This is a genomic window from Variovorax robiniae, from assembly GCF_037889955.1.
GTDB lineage: Bacteria > Pseudomonadota > Gammaproteobacteria > Burkholderiales > Burkholderiaceae_C > Variovorax > Variovorax robiniae.
The window spans coordinates 169007-182594 of sequence record NZ_JBBKZS010000005.1; the positions used below are offsets into that span (position 1 = coordinate 169007).

Genomic DNA, 13588 nt, shown 5'->3' on the forward strand with positions numbered 1-13588 from the left:
AATGGGGCGCGTGCTCAACGGCCCATGTAGACCATGCGGACGATGAACCCGATGAAGAACAGCAGCGCGATGGAGGCCAGCGTGAGCCCCATGCGGCGGTTGGCCTTCTTCTGTTCCGGTGTCATCACGTGGGCCTGCTTCAACCGATCACCTTGGTGGCGGTCGGGTCGAGGCGCGGCGGCGTTTCGAAGGTATGGAAAGGCGCCGGCGAAGGCACTTCCCACTCCAGGCCTTCAGCGGCTTCCCACGGCTTCTGCGAAGCCTTCTCGCCCTTGCCGAGCATGGTCGGCAGCACGATGAAGAAGAAGAAGTACACCTGCGCCAGACCGAAGAACAGCGCACCGATCGAGGCCACCGCATTGAAGTCGGCGAACTGCATCGGGTAGTCGGCATAGCGACGCGGCATGCCGGCCAGGCCAAGGAAGTGCATCGGGAAGAACGTGACGTTGAACGAGATCAGCGACCACCAGAAGTGGACCTTGCCACGCGTCTCGTTGTACATCACGCCGGTCCACTTCGGCGACCAGTAGTAGTAGCCGGCGAACATCGCATAGAGCGAGCCGGCGACCAGCACGTAGTGGAAGTGGGCCACGACGTAGTAGGTGTCCTGCAACTGCGTGTCGATCGGGGCGACGGCCAGGATCAGGCCGGTGAAGCCGCCCATGGTGAACACGAAGATGAAGCCCACGGCGAACAGCATCGGCGTCTCGAAGGTCATCGAGCCCTGCCACATGGTCGCGATCCAGTTGAACACCTTCACCGCCGTCGGCACCGCGATCAGCATGGTTGCGTACATGAAGAACAGCTGGCCGGTGAGCGGCATGCCGGTCGTGAACATGTGGTGCGCCCACACGATGAAGGACAGGATGGCGATCGACGAGGTGGCGTACACCATCGAGGCGTAGCCGAACAGCTTCTTGCGGGCGAAGGCCGGGACGATCTGGCTCACGATGCCGAAGGCCGGCAAGATCATGATGTAGACCTCGGGGTGGCCGAAGAACCAGAAGATGTGCTGGTACATCACCGGGTCGCCGCCGCCGGCGGGGTTGAAGAAGCTGGTGCCGAAGTGGCGGTCCGTCAGCGTCATGGTGATGGCGCCGGCGAGCACGGGCATCACGGCGATCAGGAGGTAGGCGGTGATGAGCCAGGTCCAGCAGAACATCGGCATCTTCATCAGCGTCATGCCCGGGGCGCGCATGTTGAGGATGGTCACGATGATGTTGATCGAGCCCATGATGGACGAGGCGCCCATGATGTGCATCGCGAAGATGCCGGCGTCCATCGACGGGCCCATCTGCAGCGTCAGCGGGGCGTAGAGCGTCCAGCCGGCCGCGGGCGCGCCGCCGGGCATGAAGAATGAACCCACCAGCATGATGGCCGCCGGGATCAGCAGCCAGAAGCTGAAGTTGTTCATGCGCGCGAAGGCCATGTCGGAAGCGCCCACCTGCAGCGGGATCATCCAGTTCGCGAAGCCCACGAAGGCCGGCATGATCGCGCCGAACACCATGATCAGGCCGTGCATGGTGGTGAACTGGTTGAACAGTTCAGGGTTGACCAGTTGCAGGCCGGGCTGGAACAGCTCGGCGCGGATCAGCAATGCGAGCAAGCCGCCCACCATGAGCATGGTGAACGAGAACAGCAGATACAGCGTGCCGATGTCCTTGTGGTTGGTCGCGAAGACCCAGCGACGCCAGCCCGTGGGGGCGTGGTGGTCGTGGTGGTCGTCGTGCGCGTGGCCGGCGTGCCCGTGGTTGTCGAGGACTGCACTCATGTCGATCTTCCTTGCAATTTCTTCTTGGGCTTGGGCTTACTTGCCGCGCTCCGCCAGCACTTCAGCCGGCTGGACCAATTGACCGGTCTTATTCGACCAGCTGTTCTTCGTGAAGGTGGCGACCGCCGCGAGATCGGTGTCGCTCAAGGCCTTCCACGACGGCATCGCACCGTTGCCGGCGCCGTTGAGCACGATGTGCAGTTGCTTCTTGTGATCCGCATCCAGGACGATGGCCGAGCCGTCGAGCGGCTTGATCGGGCCGGCACCCTTGCCGTTGGCCTGGTGGCAGGCCGCGCAGTTGGCCGCATAGACCTTTTCGCCCCGCGCCAGGAGGTCGGGCAGCACCCAGACCTTGTTCGGATCGTCGAGCTTGGCTGCGGCTTCCTTCTTCTTGTCCTCGACCCAGGCCGTGTAGTCCTCGGCCGGGAGGACCTTGACGTGGATCGGCATGTAGGCGTGTTCCTTGCCGCACAGTTCCTGGCATTGGCCGTAGTAATCGCCGATCTTCTCCGGACGGAACCAGGTGTCGCGCACGAAGCCGGGAATCGCGTCCTGCTTGATCCCGAACTGCGGCACCGCGAAGGCGTGGATCACGTCGTTGGCGGTGGTGATGATGCGAATCTTCTTGTCGACCGGGACGACCAGCGGATTGTCGACCTTGAACAGATAGTCCTTGGGCACGTCGCCATGGGCGCCGGCATCGGACATGGCGCGCTGGCTGCTGTCGAGCGTGGAGATGAAGCCGAGGCCCTCGCCTTCGCCCTTGATGTAGTCGTAGCCCCACTTCCACTGGTAGCCGGTGACCTTGATGGTGAGGTCGGCGTTGGTGGTGTCCTTCTGCGCGACCAGGATCTTGGTGGCGGGCAGCGCCATCAGGATCACGATGATGAAGGGAACGATGGTCCAGATGACTTCGACGACGACCGACTCATGGAAGTTGGCGGCCTTGTGGCCCACCGACTTGCGGTGCTTCCAGATCGAATAGAACATGACCGAGAACACGGCAACGAAGATGACCGTGCACAGGACCATCATCGCGTTGTGCAGGAAATGCTGTTCCTGCGCGATCTTGGTGATGCCGGTGGGAAGGTTCAATTGGCGCACCGAAGGGCCGCCCGGCAGGTTCTCGACTGCGTTCGCAGCACCACTGATCACCGCGCCGGCCGCCAGCAGCAGGGTTGCCGGCCAGGTCTTGTTGCGCCAAATGCTCTTCATCGTGTGTACTTCTTCAATTACCAGTTAACCCATTGGCCCGGTGCCCGCCCTGCGCGCGCCCCTCAGGCCGCGCGCAGTGCCATGCGAATCTCACGCGCCAGCGCGGCACGCAACTCGGGTCGCACGTAGCGCCCCACCCTGACCGAACGACCCTGCCCCGAGACCTCGATCAGCGAACGGTCGCTGGCCTCCGGCTCGACCCGCACCTGGTGCGGCAAAAATTCCGTGCGCTCGTAGTGGCCGCCATTTTCAAGCTCCACCACCAGGCGACCCTCCTGGAGCGCGATCTTCTCGCCATCGGTCGCATGCCGCGCATACAGCACGAAGGCGGCACCGACGGCCACCAGTTCGAGCCACGCAAAAGGCAACACGAGCCGCGCGCCATGCCACCAGAACACCGTTCCGATGCCCAGCGACACGATGCACAGCGACGCATAGAGCCAGCCCAGCTGGCTCGGCGTGACCGAGCAATTGCGCTTCAGGAACCAGTGGATGCTCTGGCCTGAGACGGTGGCAAAACGAAACACGGAATTCGACACGGGCGAGTTCGGCAAATCGGTGCGTCGACAGCCGCCAAACGGGTGTTTGACGAACCGCGGTCGCGGGACCATACCCACGAGTTCACGCAACGGCGGATTGTAGCGGGTGGATTCGGGCCAACTTCATGCGCCGGGGCGTCCTCGCTGCAGCATGGAGCGCATCTCGCGCAGGGAAACGGCGCTTTCTGGCGCGAGCGCGACACGCGGCGCCGGTTTGAAGGCATGGCCGTAGATGATTTCGAAGCCCAGCGAGATGCGGCCATCGTCCGCGCCACCGCTGTTGGCGGTGGCGGCGAGCGCGGCGCCGAGTTCCGCGCGCCACCGGCGGCCACGCAGCGCGCCGAAGCGGGCCGGATGCAGGTTGCGGCCGAGGGAGCGCAGTTCGGCCAGTGCGGCCTCGGGGGTCGCCCAGGTCAGCGTGACGCGCTCCATGTCCATCACCGGCTCGGCGAAACCGGCGTGCACCAGCATGTCGCCCCAGTCGTGCATGTCGGTGAATTCATGGCCGGCCGGTGGCCAGCCCAGGCTTGCGTAGAGCGCCCGCAGTTCGCGCACCGTGTCGGGGCCGAGGCAGGAAAACATCAGGAAGCCGTCGGTCGCGACCGTGCGATGCCAGCGTTTGATGAGCGCCTCTGGGTCGGAAGCCATGTGGAGTGCCATGTTGGCCCACAGCAGATCGACGCCGTCCTCCGGCGGGGATTCGAAGCGCGGCTGCGCGGCCTGCCAGCGCCTGGCGCTCCACCAGGGCGCGGCCAGCAGGCCGGCGGTGCGCTCGGCCAGTGCGGCATCGGGCTCGATCACGTAGGGGGTGGCGGTGGCATAGCGACGCCCGACCAGGGCATGGGCCTCCAGGCCGCCGCGCAGGGGCGACCAGTCTGCCCAGGTCCTGGGCTTTGCGGTGATCCACTGGAGACGGTCTTCCATGCGACGGCCGATTTCCTCGTGCAGCCAGGGGGAGCCCTGCGCGGGCGCAAGGCGGGACCAGCGGCTGGCCGCCGCTGGATCAATGGTGGGCGGGCGCTGTGCGGGATCGGTAGCCATGGGCGGCCAGTATATTGAGCCATGCTTTCCTCCCGGGCCTTGCGCCCGTTCTCCGCCCTGCTCGACGCCTTGCCCAGCCAATGCGCGGTCTGCCGCAGTTGGCCGGCAAGGCCGATCTGCGACGCTTGCGTGGCCCGGCTGGCGCCGCCGGTCGCGCGCTGCCCCACCTGCGCCATCCCGGTGCCGGAGGGGATCACGCAGTGCGCCGAATGTGTGGCGAATCCCCCGCCCCTGGACGCCTGCATGGCGGCCTGTGCCTATGAATGGCCATGGCCTGAATACATCGCGCAGTTCAAGTTCCACGGCCACGCGGGTTGGGCCGCGCCGCTTGCCACGCTGATGCGCAGTGCACCCTGGGTCGAGCCGGTGCTGGAACAATGCGATCTGGTGCTGCCGATGCCCTTGGCGCTGGAGCGGTTGCGCGAGCGCGGATTCAACCAGGCGCTGGAGCTGGCGCGCCGGCTCGCGCCGGCCAAGGTCGACCCCACGCTGCTGCTGCGCACGCGTGCGACTGCCGCCCAGAGCGGGCTGCTGCGTGCCGAGCGCCTGCTCAACCTGCGTGGCGCCTTCGCGATCGAGCCGCTGCGCCCGGACGCGGTCCGAGGGCGGCGCATCGTGCTGGTCGACGACGTGATGACCAGTGGCGCCTCACTGTTCGCGGCAGCGCAGGTGTTGCGTGCCGGCGGAGCTGAGCATGTCAGCGCCGTGGTGCTGGCGCGCACGGGCGCTCCACAATAGCCGCCCTTCACACCATCGCTGCGCAATGTTCCATATTGTCTTGGTCGAACCCGAGATCCCGCCCAATACCGGCAACGTCATCCGGCTCGCCGCCAATACCGGCTGCACGCTGCATCTGGTCGAGCCGCTGGGTTTTTCGATGGACGACAAGCTGCTGAAGCGCGCCGGGCTCGACTATCACGAGTACGCCGAAGTGCGGCGGCATGCGAACTGGCAGGCGCTGCTCGACGATGCGCGGCCGCCGGCCGAGCGCATGTTCGCGCTGACGACACGCGGAACGCGGCTGGTGCACGGGACCGCCTTCCAGGCCGGCGACTGGCTGGTGTTCGGTGCCGAAACCCGCGGCCTAGCGCCGGAGTTGCGCGAAAGCTTCGCGCCGACGCAGCGGCTGCGACTGCCGATGCGCGAGGGGCAGCGCAGCCTCAACCTCTCGAACGCGGTGGCGGTGACGGTGTTCGAGGCTTGGCGGCAGAACGGGTTCGGGTGAGAAATCGCGCCCGAACGACACGAAGGTCGACGGCGCGCTATGCTATCCATGTTAGCTACTTTTAGAGGTCGCGAAATGATCACCATCTCTTCAGTAAGTGCGCAGAACAAGTTCGGACAGCTTCTCGATGAAGCGCAGCGCGAGCCCATCCTGATCACGCGCCACGGACGACCCGCGGCTTACATCATTTCGCCGCAAGACATGAAAGTGCTCCAGGAGACCCAGTCGCACCGGAGAAATTCGCAGCCCGACTGGGGTGAAGCATGCGCTGCGGGATGGAACGAATTCGACAGCAGCCATGGCTCATTCGCCGACGAGCATTCGACACTTTGAGATGGCGCAATTCGATGTCCACCGGAACAAGGGGCAGCAGAAGGACAGCATTCCCTTTGTCGTTGTTGTGCAGTCCGCGCGTTTCGATGCGTACCGACGTCGCGTCGTAGTTCCCTTGGTAAGACGTGACAGCGCCCCCTCTCAATCGGCCTCGATGCTTCGAATCAATCCGGTTTTCAAGATCGATGGTTTGGACGTTGTCCTCAATCCATTCCAGACAGTTTCCGTCGCCATCGATCAACTCGGGCCGGTTGTCGCGTCACTCGCAGAGCAAGGTCAATCCATCACCGATGCGATGGACGAACTGATGACCCGCGCTTGGGGATGACGCCCGCGCTCAGCGGAACCGACGGACCACCGATTCGGCCACGCAGGCCGGCTTGCTCGCGCCTTCGAGGTCGATGGTCACTTCCCAGACCATCTGCACGCTGCCCTTGTCGTCGATCGACTCGCTCGAGATGAGCTTCATGCGGCCACGCACGCGGCCGCCGACCGGCACCGGTGTCATGAAGCGCACGCGGTTCAGGCCGTAGTTGACGCCCATGCGCGACTCCACGACCTCGACCCCTTCCGCGAAGATCTTGGGGATCAGCGACAGCGTCAGGAAACCGTGGGCGATAGGGCCGCCGAACGGGCCGGCCTTGGCGCGCTCGACGTCGACGTGGATCCATTGGTGGTCGCCGGTCGCCTCGGCAAACTGGTTGACCTGCTCCTGGGTGATGGTGATCCAGTCGGTGGTGGCGACTTCCTGGCCGACGCAGGCGGCCAGATCTTGAAGGGTTTGGAAGGTTTTCATGTCCCGAACTCTAGCCGCCCGCCCCACCCGGCGACTGCAACAGCGGTGACGGTTTAGGGAATCTACTGATCCAGCCAGTGGATGAGCGGCTGCCACTGCTCCAGGTCGCGCTGGACGCGGCCCGGCGCGATATCGAACAGAGTCAGGCCGCGCGCCGCGAGTTGCACGTAGTTCTGCGTGTCGCGCAACTCGGTCACCATCGGTACGCCGAGCCGGGCCACGAACTCGCGCAGCCGGTCGCCCGACAGGGTGTGGGCGCCCACGCGCATGCCGACCAGCCCGATGCGCGACTTGTCGGCGCGGCGCTGGGACTCCAGCCGGAGCAGGAAATCGCGGGTGGCGTAGATGTCGAAGATGCTCGGTTGCAGCGGCACCAGGATCTGGTCGGCCAGCGCCACCACCTCCTTGAAGCGCCAGCCATGCAGGCCGGCCGGGGTGTCGAGCACCGCATGCGTGGTGCCGCGCGGGGGGCGGGCCACGGTGCCCTCGCCGGCCGCTTCCCAGGTGGAAATGGGCGCCGCCTTGGCCGGTCGCAGGTTGAGCCACAGGCCGGACGACTGCTGGCGATCGACGTCGCCCAGCATCACCGCATGGCCGCGGCTGGCGAAATAGCCCGCGATGTTGGTCGCGAGCGTCGACTTGCCGACACCGCCCTTGGGGTTGGCAATCAGGACCACCGGCATGGAGTCTCCTCGGGTGCGCAAAGAAGTCCTCATCCTATCCGTGCCCCACGCAGCGCGCACGATTGCGCTATGTTCGCGGCATGCCGGCCACCGCAAACCCCTCACCCGCAAGTCCGTCCCGCGTCTACGTGATCGCGGCCCATCCCCAGTGGCGCGACTCGCGCGTGAACCGCAAGTTGCTGCATGCGGCGCAAAGCCTGCCGGATGTGGACGTGAACGATCTCTACGGCAGTTACCCGGACTACGCCATCGACGTCGAGGCGGAACAGGAACGCCTCGCGCGCGCCGACCTGCTGGTGCTGCTGCATCCGATCCAGTGGTATTCCATGCCGCCGCTGCAGAAGCTGTGGTTCGACGAGGTGCTGGGCTGGGGCTGGGCCTACGGGCCGGGCGGCGGCGCGCTGCGGGGCAAGGACTGCTGGCTGGTCGCGACCACGGGCGGCCCGGAGTCGAGCTACCACCCGCAGGGCTACAACCGCTATTTCTTCGACGCCTTCCTGCCGCCCTACGAGCAGACCGCGGCGCTCTGCGGCATGCGCTTCCTGCCGCCGCTGGTCTTCCACGGGGCGCGCAGCGCGACGCAGGAGGAACTGATGGCGCACGTCGATGTGTTCAAGGACCGGCTCGCGAGCTACCCGGCCTGGCCCGAGATGGACGAACTCGACGCCTGCCCGACCTGCGTGGTGCCCGAAACCGATCGGCCGGCCGAGCACGAGGACCCCGGCAAGCTGGGCGTACAGGCCCTGAAGGACGCGCTGGCCCGTGTCGTTCCCAGCCCGGCCGGAGCGGTCTGATGGAGCACCATGCACCGGTCTGGCTGGTCAATTCGCTGATCTACCTGGGCGCCGCGGTCATCGTGGTGCCGGTCTCGAAGTGGCTCGGTCTTGGTTCGATCATCGGCTACCTGGTGGCCGGGATCGCGATCGGTCCGACCGTGTTCGGGCTCGTCACGAATGTGCAGGACATCCTGCATTTCGCCGAATTCGGCGTGGTGCTGATGCTGTTCCTGGTCGGACTCGAACTGGAGCCCAAGCGCCTGTGGAACCTGCGCCGGCCGATCTTCGGCTGGGGCACCGCGCAGGTGATGTGTTGCGCGGCGGCGCTGTTCGCGCTGGGCTGGGCCATGGGCGCCACCTGGCGCGTGGCGCTGGTGGGCGCGCTGGGGCTGGCGCTGTCGTCCACGGCGATCGCGCTGCAGGTGTTCGGCGAACGCAACCTGCTGAAGACATCGAGCGGGCAGGCCGGCTTCTCGATCCTGCTGTTCCAGGACGTGGCCGCGATTCCGATCCTCGCGCTGCTGCCCTTGCTCGCGGGGGATGTGGCCGGCGAGGCGGCGGGCGGCGGCGTGGACCGCCTGCTTCAGGCGCTCAAGATCATCGGCGTGATCGGTGGCATCGTGCTGGGCGGGCGGCTCGCGTTGCGGCCGGTGCTGCGATGGATCGCTCGCAGCAACACGCCGGAGATCTTCACCGCGGCGTCGCTGCTGCTGGTGGTGGCGATCGCGGCGTTGATGCAGTTCATCGGCCTGTCGATGGCACTGGGGGCCTTCCTGGCCGGGGTGCTGCTGGCGGAGAGCGAATACCGGCGCGAACTGGAGACCGACATCGAGCCCTTCAAGGGCCTGCTGCTCGGGCTGTTCTTCATCGCCGTGGGCATGAGCATCGACTTCGGCGTGCTGATGCGCCAGCCCGGGACGATCGCCCTGCTGGTGGTGGTCTTCATGGTGATCAAGCTGGTGGTGATCTATGCGCTGGCCAAGGCGATGGACATTCCCTACCAGCAGCGGCCGGTGTTCTCGCTGCTGCTGGCGCAAGGGGGCGAGTTCGCCTTCGTGGTGTTCCAGGCAGCCGGGCCGAACGTGCTGCCGCCGGAAACCGCGTCGCTGCTGGTCGCTGCGGTGGCGCTGTCGATGCTGGTGTCGCCGCTGCTGCTGGTGGCGATCGACAAGTTCATCCTGCCGCGCTACGACCTGATGGGCGGCAAGGCGATGGAGGAGATCTCCGAGCAGCAGGAGGGCAAGGTGCTGATCTGCGGCTTCGGTCGCTACGGCCAGATCATCGGGCGCCTGATGCTGGCCAACAGCATGCCGCCGACGGTGCTGGACCATGACGCCGACACGGTGGAGGGGCTGCGCGAATTCGGCTTCCGGGTGTTCTACGGCGACGCGACGCGGCTGGACCTGTTGCGCATTGCCGGCGGTGGCAGCGCCAAGGCGATCGTGGTGGCGGTGGACGACATCGAGCAGTCGCTGGAGATCGTGGACCTCGTGCGCGAGCACTTTCCGCAGGCCGAGATCATTGCGCGCGCGCGCAACGTGGCGCACTACTACCAGTTGCGCGACCGCAATGTGGAGCACATCGAACGCGAGGTGTTCGAGTCCTCGCTGCGCAGCGGGCGCTCGGTGCTGGAGGTGATGGGCTGGCCGGCGCACGAGGCACGCCACGCGGCCATGCGTTTCCGGCAGCGCAACCTCGGCATCACCGACGCGGGCTATCCGCACTACAAGGACCGCGCCAAGCTCATCGCTGTCGCCAAGGAAGGGCGGCAGCAGTTCGAGGAGCAGATGGCGCGGGAGCGGGCGCAGCGCAGGGAGCGTTCGGGACAAGGTTGGGAGCAGGGCCAGGAACCCTGAAACCGGCGGCCCCGGATCGCTGCCGCGCCGCTTCTTCAGCGACGCGTGAAGTAAGCGCCGAAGTACGAGTAGCCCGGCTGCACCGGCGCGCCGCCGAAGTCGCTGACGCCGCTCAACTGCAGGCCCTCGCCCTTCGGCGGCAACGCCAGCCGCATGCCGCCGATCAGGGGTGCGGCCAGGTTGTCGAACAGGGGCGTCTCGACCACGTTGCCCGCGGTTCGCGTGGCGGCGTCGATGGTGGCGGAGGTGTTGACGCGGATGTCGTCGCCCCAGCGCATCACGGTGCCGCCGGCGGCGTTGACCAGCAGGTTCGGTCCGATGATGTTGGGCTGGACGAAGGTGCGTCCGTCGACATAGACCGCCGGCACCACCGTGCGTGTGGACATCGCGATGTTGTTGATCACGATGTTGCCGCGCGTGCGATTGCGGGCCCTGGAGGCGCCGACGATGATCTCGGCCACCGCCCCGTGCTTGCCGTTCGGGTCGATCGAGTTGCCGCGCGTGGTGTTGCCGAAGACGAGGTTGTTCTGCGCCTCGTAGACGTTGATGCCATGTCCGTCGTTGCCCAGCACGATGTTGAAGGCCACCACGTTGTCATCGCAGAAGCTGTCCACCTGGATGCCGTTCCCGTCGTGCAGGCTGGTGTCGACGTTGTGGTGGCTGATGTTGTAGACGATCACGTTGTGATGGCCGCTGTCCTCGTCCTCCGACCCGCTGAAGAGGTGGATGCCGGAAGTGCCCGGCACCGCCAGCCCACTGAGGCTCACGTCGTTTCTCTCGACGCGCCAGTACGCGCCGCGGATCTCCATGCCGTGGTGCCCGCTGCGGCGCACGGTGTTGTGGCTGATGACGTTCTGCGCGTCGGGCGCGCCATTGGTTTCGATCCCGATGCCATGTGTCAGGGCCTGGTCGATCACGTTGCTGACGATGTAGATGCCGGTGCCGGCGCCCTGGGTCACGTTGATGCCCATCGGCCCGCCGGTCACCAGGTTGTTGCTGACCGTGATGTGGTGGCTGCCCTGCCGGATCACGAAGCCGCTGTACTCCTGGGGCCGGACCTGCATTCCGCTGATGCGCAGGTGGCTCGAGTTCTGGACATCGATGGTGGTGAGGATCAGGGGCCGCTGGTTGCGGTCCGCCGACAGGATGCGGATCGGCGATTGCGCCGTGCCATTGGCCGTGATGGCGAGCGGGCCGGAGTAGGTGCCGGGCGCGATGCGCACGAGGCTGCCGGGCGGAAGCTTGCTCCAGGGCACGTCCTGGAGCCGCGCGACCTGGAGTGCGCCGGCCGGAACGGCGACGCCCGATCCCACCACGACCAATTGGCCGCCGGCCCAGGGCCAGGGGTCTTCCTCGGGGGCGGGGGAAAAACCGGGGATGAGGTCCGGCGATGGCAGCAAGGCCTCCGCCGCAACCACCTCGGCGACCTTGGCGAGCGCCAATGCTTCCGATGGCGACTTGCCGCCTCGAAAGGAGGCGCCCTGCACGGCGGGGTCGGCACCGGCCGCCGCCGCGGCATTGGTGGCCGCGAGGCTCGGTGATGAGACCGAAGCGTTGCCGTCCCCGCCTCCTCCGCCTCCGCAAGCCATGACGCAAAGCGCGCCCGCAATGACCGATACCACGCAGCGCGCCGTGCGCGCCATCTTCTTGATGTTCATTCCCCGTGTCCTCCCGTGTGAGCCCACGAGTATGGGTCGATGTGAACTTTTGGATCAATGGGTCCGAATGTCCACCCCCGGCCGATCGGTCACGGACTGAAGAAGTAGGCGCCGAAGTACGCCAGCGACGGCTGTGCCGGGGCTCCGCCGAAATCGAGCACGCCGCTCAAGGCAGCGCCATTGCCCATCGGCGCCTGCGCCAGCCGCAAACCGCCCGTCAGCGGATGGTTCAGGTCGACGAAGACAGGCCGCTGGACCGCATTGCCACGGGTGGCTGTCGCCGCATCGATGCCGGCGCCGTCGTCGGCGCGGATATCGTCGCCCCAGCGCACCACCGTGCCGCCGGCCGCGTTGAACAACAGGTTGGGCCCGACGACGTTGTCGTGGATGAAGGCGCGGCCGTCCACGTAGATCGCCGCGCCGTCCGAGCGCGTCGCGACGGCGATGTTGTTCATCACCAGGTTGCCGCTCGTGCGGTTGTTCTCGGGCGTGGCGCCGACCATGATCTCGGCCAGCGCGCCGTGGGTGTGCATCGGGTCCAGCGCGTTGCCGATGGCGGTGTTCGCATAGACGCGGTTGTCCTTCGACTCGTACACGTTGATGCCCGCGCCGTCATTGGCCCATACCAGGTTGAAGGCCACGGTGTTGTCGTCGCACCAGCGGTCGGTCTGGATGCCGTTGCCGTCGTGCGCGCCGGTGTCGGCGTTGGCATAGCTCGCGTTGTAGATGACGATGTTGTGGTCGCCCCGGTCTTCCTCGGCGGTCTTGCTGAAGATGTGGATGCCGGAAGTGCCCGGCATCGTCAGGCCGCTGTAGCTGACGTCGTTGTGCTCGATCTGCCACCAGGAGCCGCGCACTTCCATGCCGTGGTGGCCGCTGCGGCGGATGGTGTTGCGGGTGATGAGGTTCATCGCTCCGTCGGCGCCATTGCCTTCCACGCCGATGGCGCTGAACACGGTGTCCTCGATGAGGTTGTTGCGGATGACGAGGTTCGTGCCCGGGTCTTCGGTGATGTTGATGCCGATGGGTGCGTTGCGGATGACGTTGTCGGTCACCGAGATGTGGTGGCTGCCCTGCCGGATCACGAAGCCACCGTGGGCCACGGTCCGCACGTCGAAGCCGCTGATGCGCAGGTGGCTGGCGCCCCGGACGTCGAGGCTGGTGGTGACGACAGGCATCTGCGACCGGTACGCGGCCTGGATGCGGATGGGCGCCTCGGCCGTGCCGTTGGCGGTGATGGCGATGGTGCCGACATAGGTGCCGGGCGCGACGCGCACGACGCTGCCGGGCGGCAGGGTGTTCCAGCGGACGTCCTTGATCTGGTCGACATGGATGGCGCCGGGCGGCACCTCGATGCCCGAGCCCACGATCACCAGGACGCCCGCGCCCGATGGCGTGGCATCCAGTTCGCCGACGGGCGGGACGTAGCCGGGCGGCGCCTCGGAGGGCTTGGCGGCGTAGGCTGCGCCCGGCGTGGGGCCGCCTGCGCCTGCGATGCCGGGCACCTTGCCGAGTTCCGCCAGTTCCACGGTACCGAGGGCGGGCGCAGTGTCCAGCGACTCCGAGCGGGCCGGCTTCGACTCTTGCGCGCCGGTCGACGCTGTGCCGGTGCTCGACGCCAGGGCTCCGAGACCAGCCAATCCGGCCGAACCGCCGCCTCCGCCACCCCCACCGCAACCCGTGAGAAACAGTGCG

At 66.5% G+C, this 13588-nt stretch carries 15 protein-coding genes; 6 read left to right on the forward strand and 9 right to left on the reverse strand.

The window, feature by feature from the left end; genetic code table 11:
- Positions 1-14 precede the first annotated feature (14 nt).
- From WKW79_RS14150 to WKW79_RS14170, 5 genes are all read right to left on the reverse strand, one after another.
- Positions 15-125, reverse strand: a complete 111-nt coding sequence (locus tag WKW79_RS14150; RefSeq protein WP_340336052.1) for a cytochrome oxidase small assembly protein — start codon at positions 123-125, stop codon at positions 15-17.
- Between the two features lie 14 nt (positions 126-139).
- Complete coding sequence (gene ctaD, locus WKW79_RS14155) at positions 140-1771, reverse strand: cytochrome c oxidase subunit I (protein WP_340335801.1); 1632 nt, start codon at positions 1769-1771, stop codon at positions 140-142.
- A 36-nt stretch (positions 1772-1807) separates the two neighbouring features.
- Positions 1808-2986, reverse strand: a complete 1179-nt coding sequence (gene coxB, locus WKW79_RS14160; protein WP_340335802.1) for a cytochrome c oxidase subunit II — start codon at positions 2984-2986, stop codon at positions 1808-1810.
- A gap of 62 nt (positions 2987-3048) precedes the next feature.
- The gene (locus WKW79_RS14165) at positions 3049-3525 is read right to left on the reverse strand and encodes a DUF2244 domain-containing protein (protein ID WP_340335803.1); all 477 of its coding nucleotides are present in this window, start codon (positions 3523-3525) and stop codon (positions 3049-3051) included.
- A gap of 123 nt (positions 3526-3648) precedes the next feature.
- Positions 3649-4566 (reverse strand): methyltransferase domain-containing protein, encoded by a 918-nt coding sequence (locus WKW79_RS14170; RefSeq protein ID WP_340335804.1) that lies wholly within the window; start codon positions 4564-4566, stop codon positions 3649-3651.
- Positions 4567-4587: 21 nt separating this feature from the next.
- Here WKW79_RS14170 and WKW79_RS14175 point away from each other — a divergent pair, with 21 nt between their 5' ends.
- From WKW79_RS14175 to WKW79_RS14190, 4 genes are all read left to right on the forward strand, one after another.
- Positions 4588-5304 (forward strand): ComF family protein, encoded by a 717-nt coding sequence (locus tag WKW79_RS14175; protein ID WP_340335805.1) that lies wholly within the window; start codon positions 4588-4590, stop codon positions 5302-5304.
- A gap of 25 nt (positions 5305-5329) precedes the next feature.
- On the forward strand, positions 5330-5791 hold the full coding sequence (locus WKW79_RS14180; protein WP_340335806.1) for a tRNA (cytidine(34)-2'-O)-methyltransferase: 462 nt from the start codon (positions 5330-5332) through the stop codon (positions 5789-5791).
- 75 nt (positions 5792-5866) lie between these two features.
- The gene (locus WKW79_RS14185) at positions 5867-6124 is read left to right on the forward strand and encodes a type II toxin-antitoxin system Phd/YefM family antitoxin (RefSeq protein WP_340335807.1); all 258 of its coding nucleotides are present in this window, start codon (positions 5867-5869) and stop codon (positions 6122-6124) included.
- Between the two features lies 1 nt (position 6125).
- On the forward strand, positions 6126-6452 hold the full coding sequence (locus WKW79_RS14190; protein WP_340335808.1) for a CcdB family protein: 327 nt from the start codon (positions 6126-6128) through the stop codon (positions 6450-6452).
- Positions 6453-6461: 9 nt separating this feature from the next.
- Here the strand turns inward: WKW79_RS14190 and WKW79_RS14195 are convergent, their stop codons facing one another.
- Positions 6462-6920: a MaoC family dehydratase gene (locus WKW79_RS14195; RefSeq protein WP_340335809.1), complete on the reverse strand. Its 459-nt coding sequence runs from the start codon at positions 6918-6920 to the stop codon at positions 6462-6464.
- Positions 6921-6982: 62 nt separating this feature from the next.
- Positions 6983-7603 carry a nucleotide-binding protein gene (locus tag WKW79_RS14200; RefSeq protein WP_340335810.1) on the reverse strand — a complete coding sequence of 207 codons (621 nt, stop codon included), beginning with the start codon at positions 7601-7603 and terminating at the stop codon, positions 6983-6985.
- Between the two features lie 80 nt (positions 7604-7683).
- Here WKW79_RS14200 and kefF point away from each other — a divergent pair, with 80 nt between their 5' ends.
- Together kefF and kefC are read left to right on the forward strand one after the other, a co-directional pair.
- Positions 7684-8397, forward strand: a complete 714-nt coding sequence (kefF, locus tag WKW79_RS14205; protein WP_340335811.1) for a glutathione-regulated potassium-efflux system oxidoreductase KefF — start codon at positions 7684-7686, stop codon at positions 8395-8397.
- Complete coding sequence (gene kefC, locus WKW79_RS14210; protein ID WP_340335812.1) at positions 8397-10235, forward strand: glutathione-regulated potassium-efflux system protein KefC; 1839 nt, start codon at positions 8397-8399, stop codon at positions 10233-10235. Before kefF ends, kefC begins: the two co-directional genes overlap by 1 nt.
- 35 nt (positions 10236-10270) lie before the next feature.
- On the opposite strand, the gene WKW79_RS14215 is transcribed toward kefC, so the two are convergent.
- Both WKW79_RS14215 and WKW79_RS14220 read right to left on the reverse strand, forming a co-directional pair.
- Positions 10271-11893, reverse strand: coding sequence for a right-handed parallel beta-helix repeat-containing protein (locus tag WKW79_RS14215; protein ID WP_340335813.1), 1623 nt, complete (start codon positions 11891-11893; stop codon positions 10271-10273).
- 89 nt (positions 11894-11982) lie between these two features.
- Complete coding sequence (locus tag WKW79_RS14220) at positions 11983-13533, reverse strand: right-handed parallel beta-helix repeat-containing protein (protein ID WP_340335814.1); 1551 nt, start codon at positions 13531-13533, stop codon at positions 11983-11985.
- Positions 13534-13588: the final 55 nt, after the last annotated feature.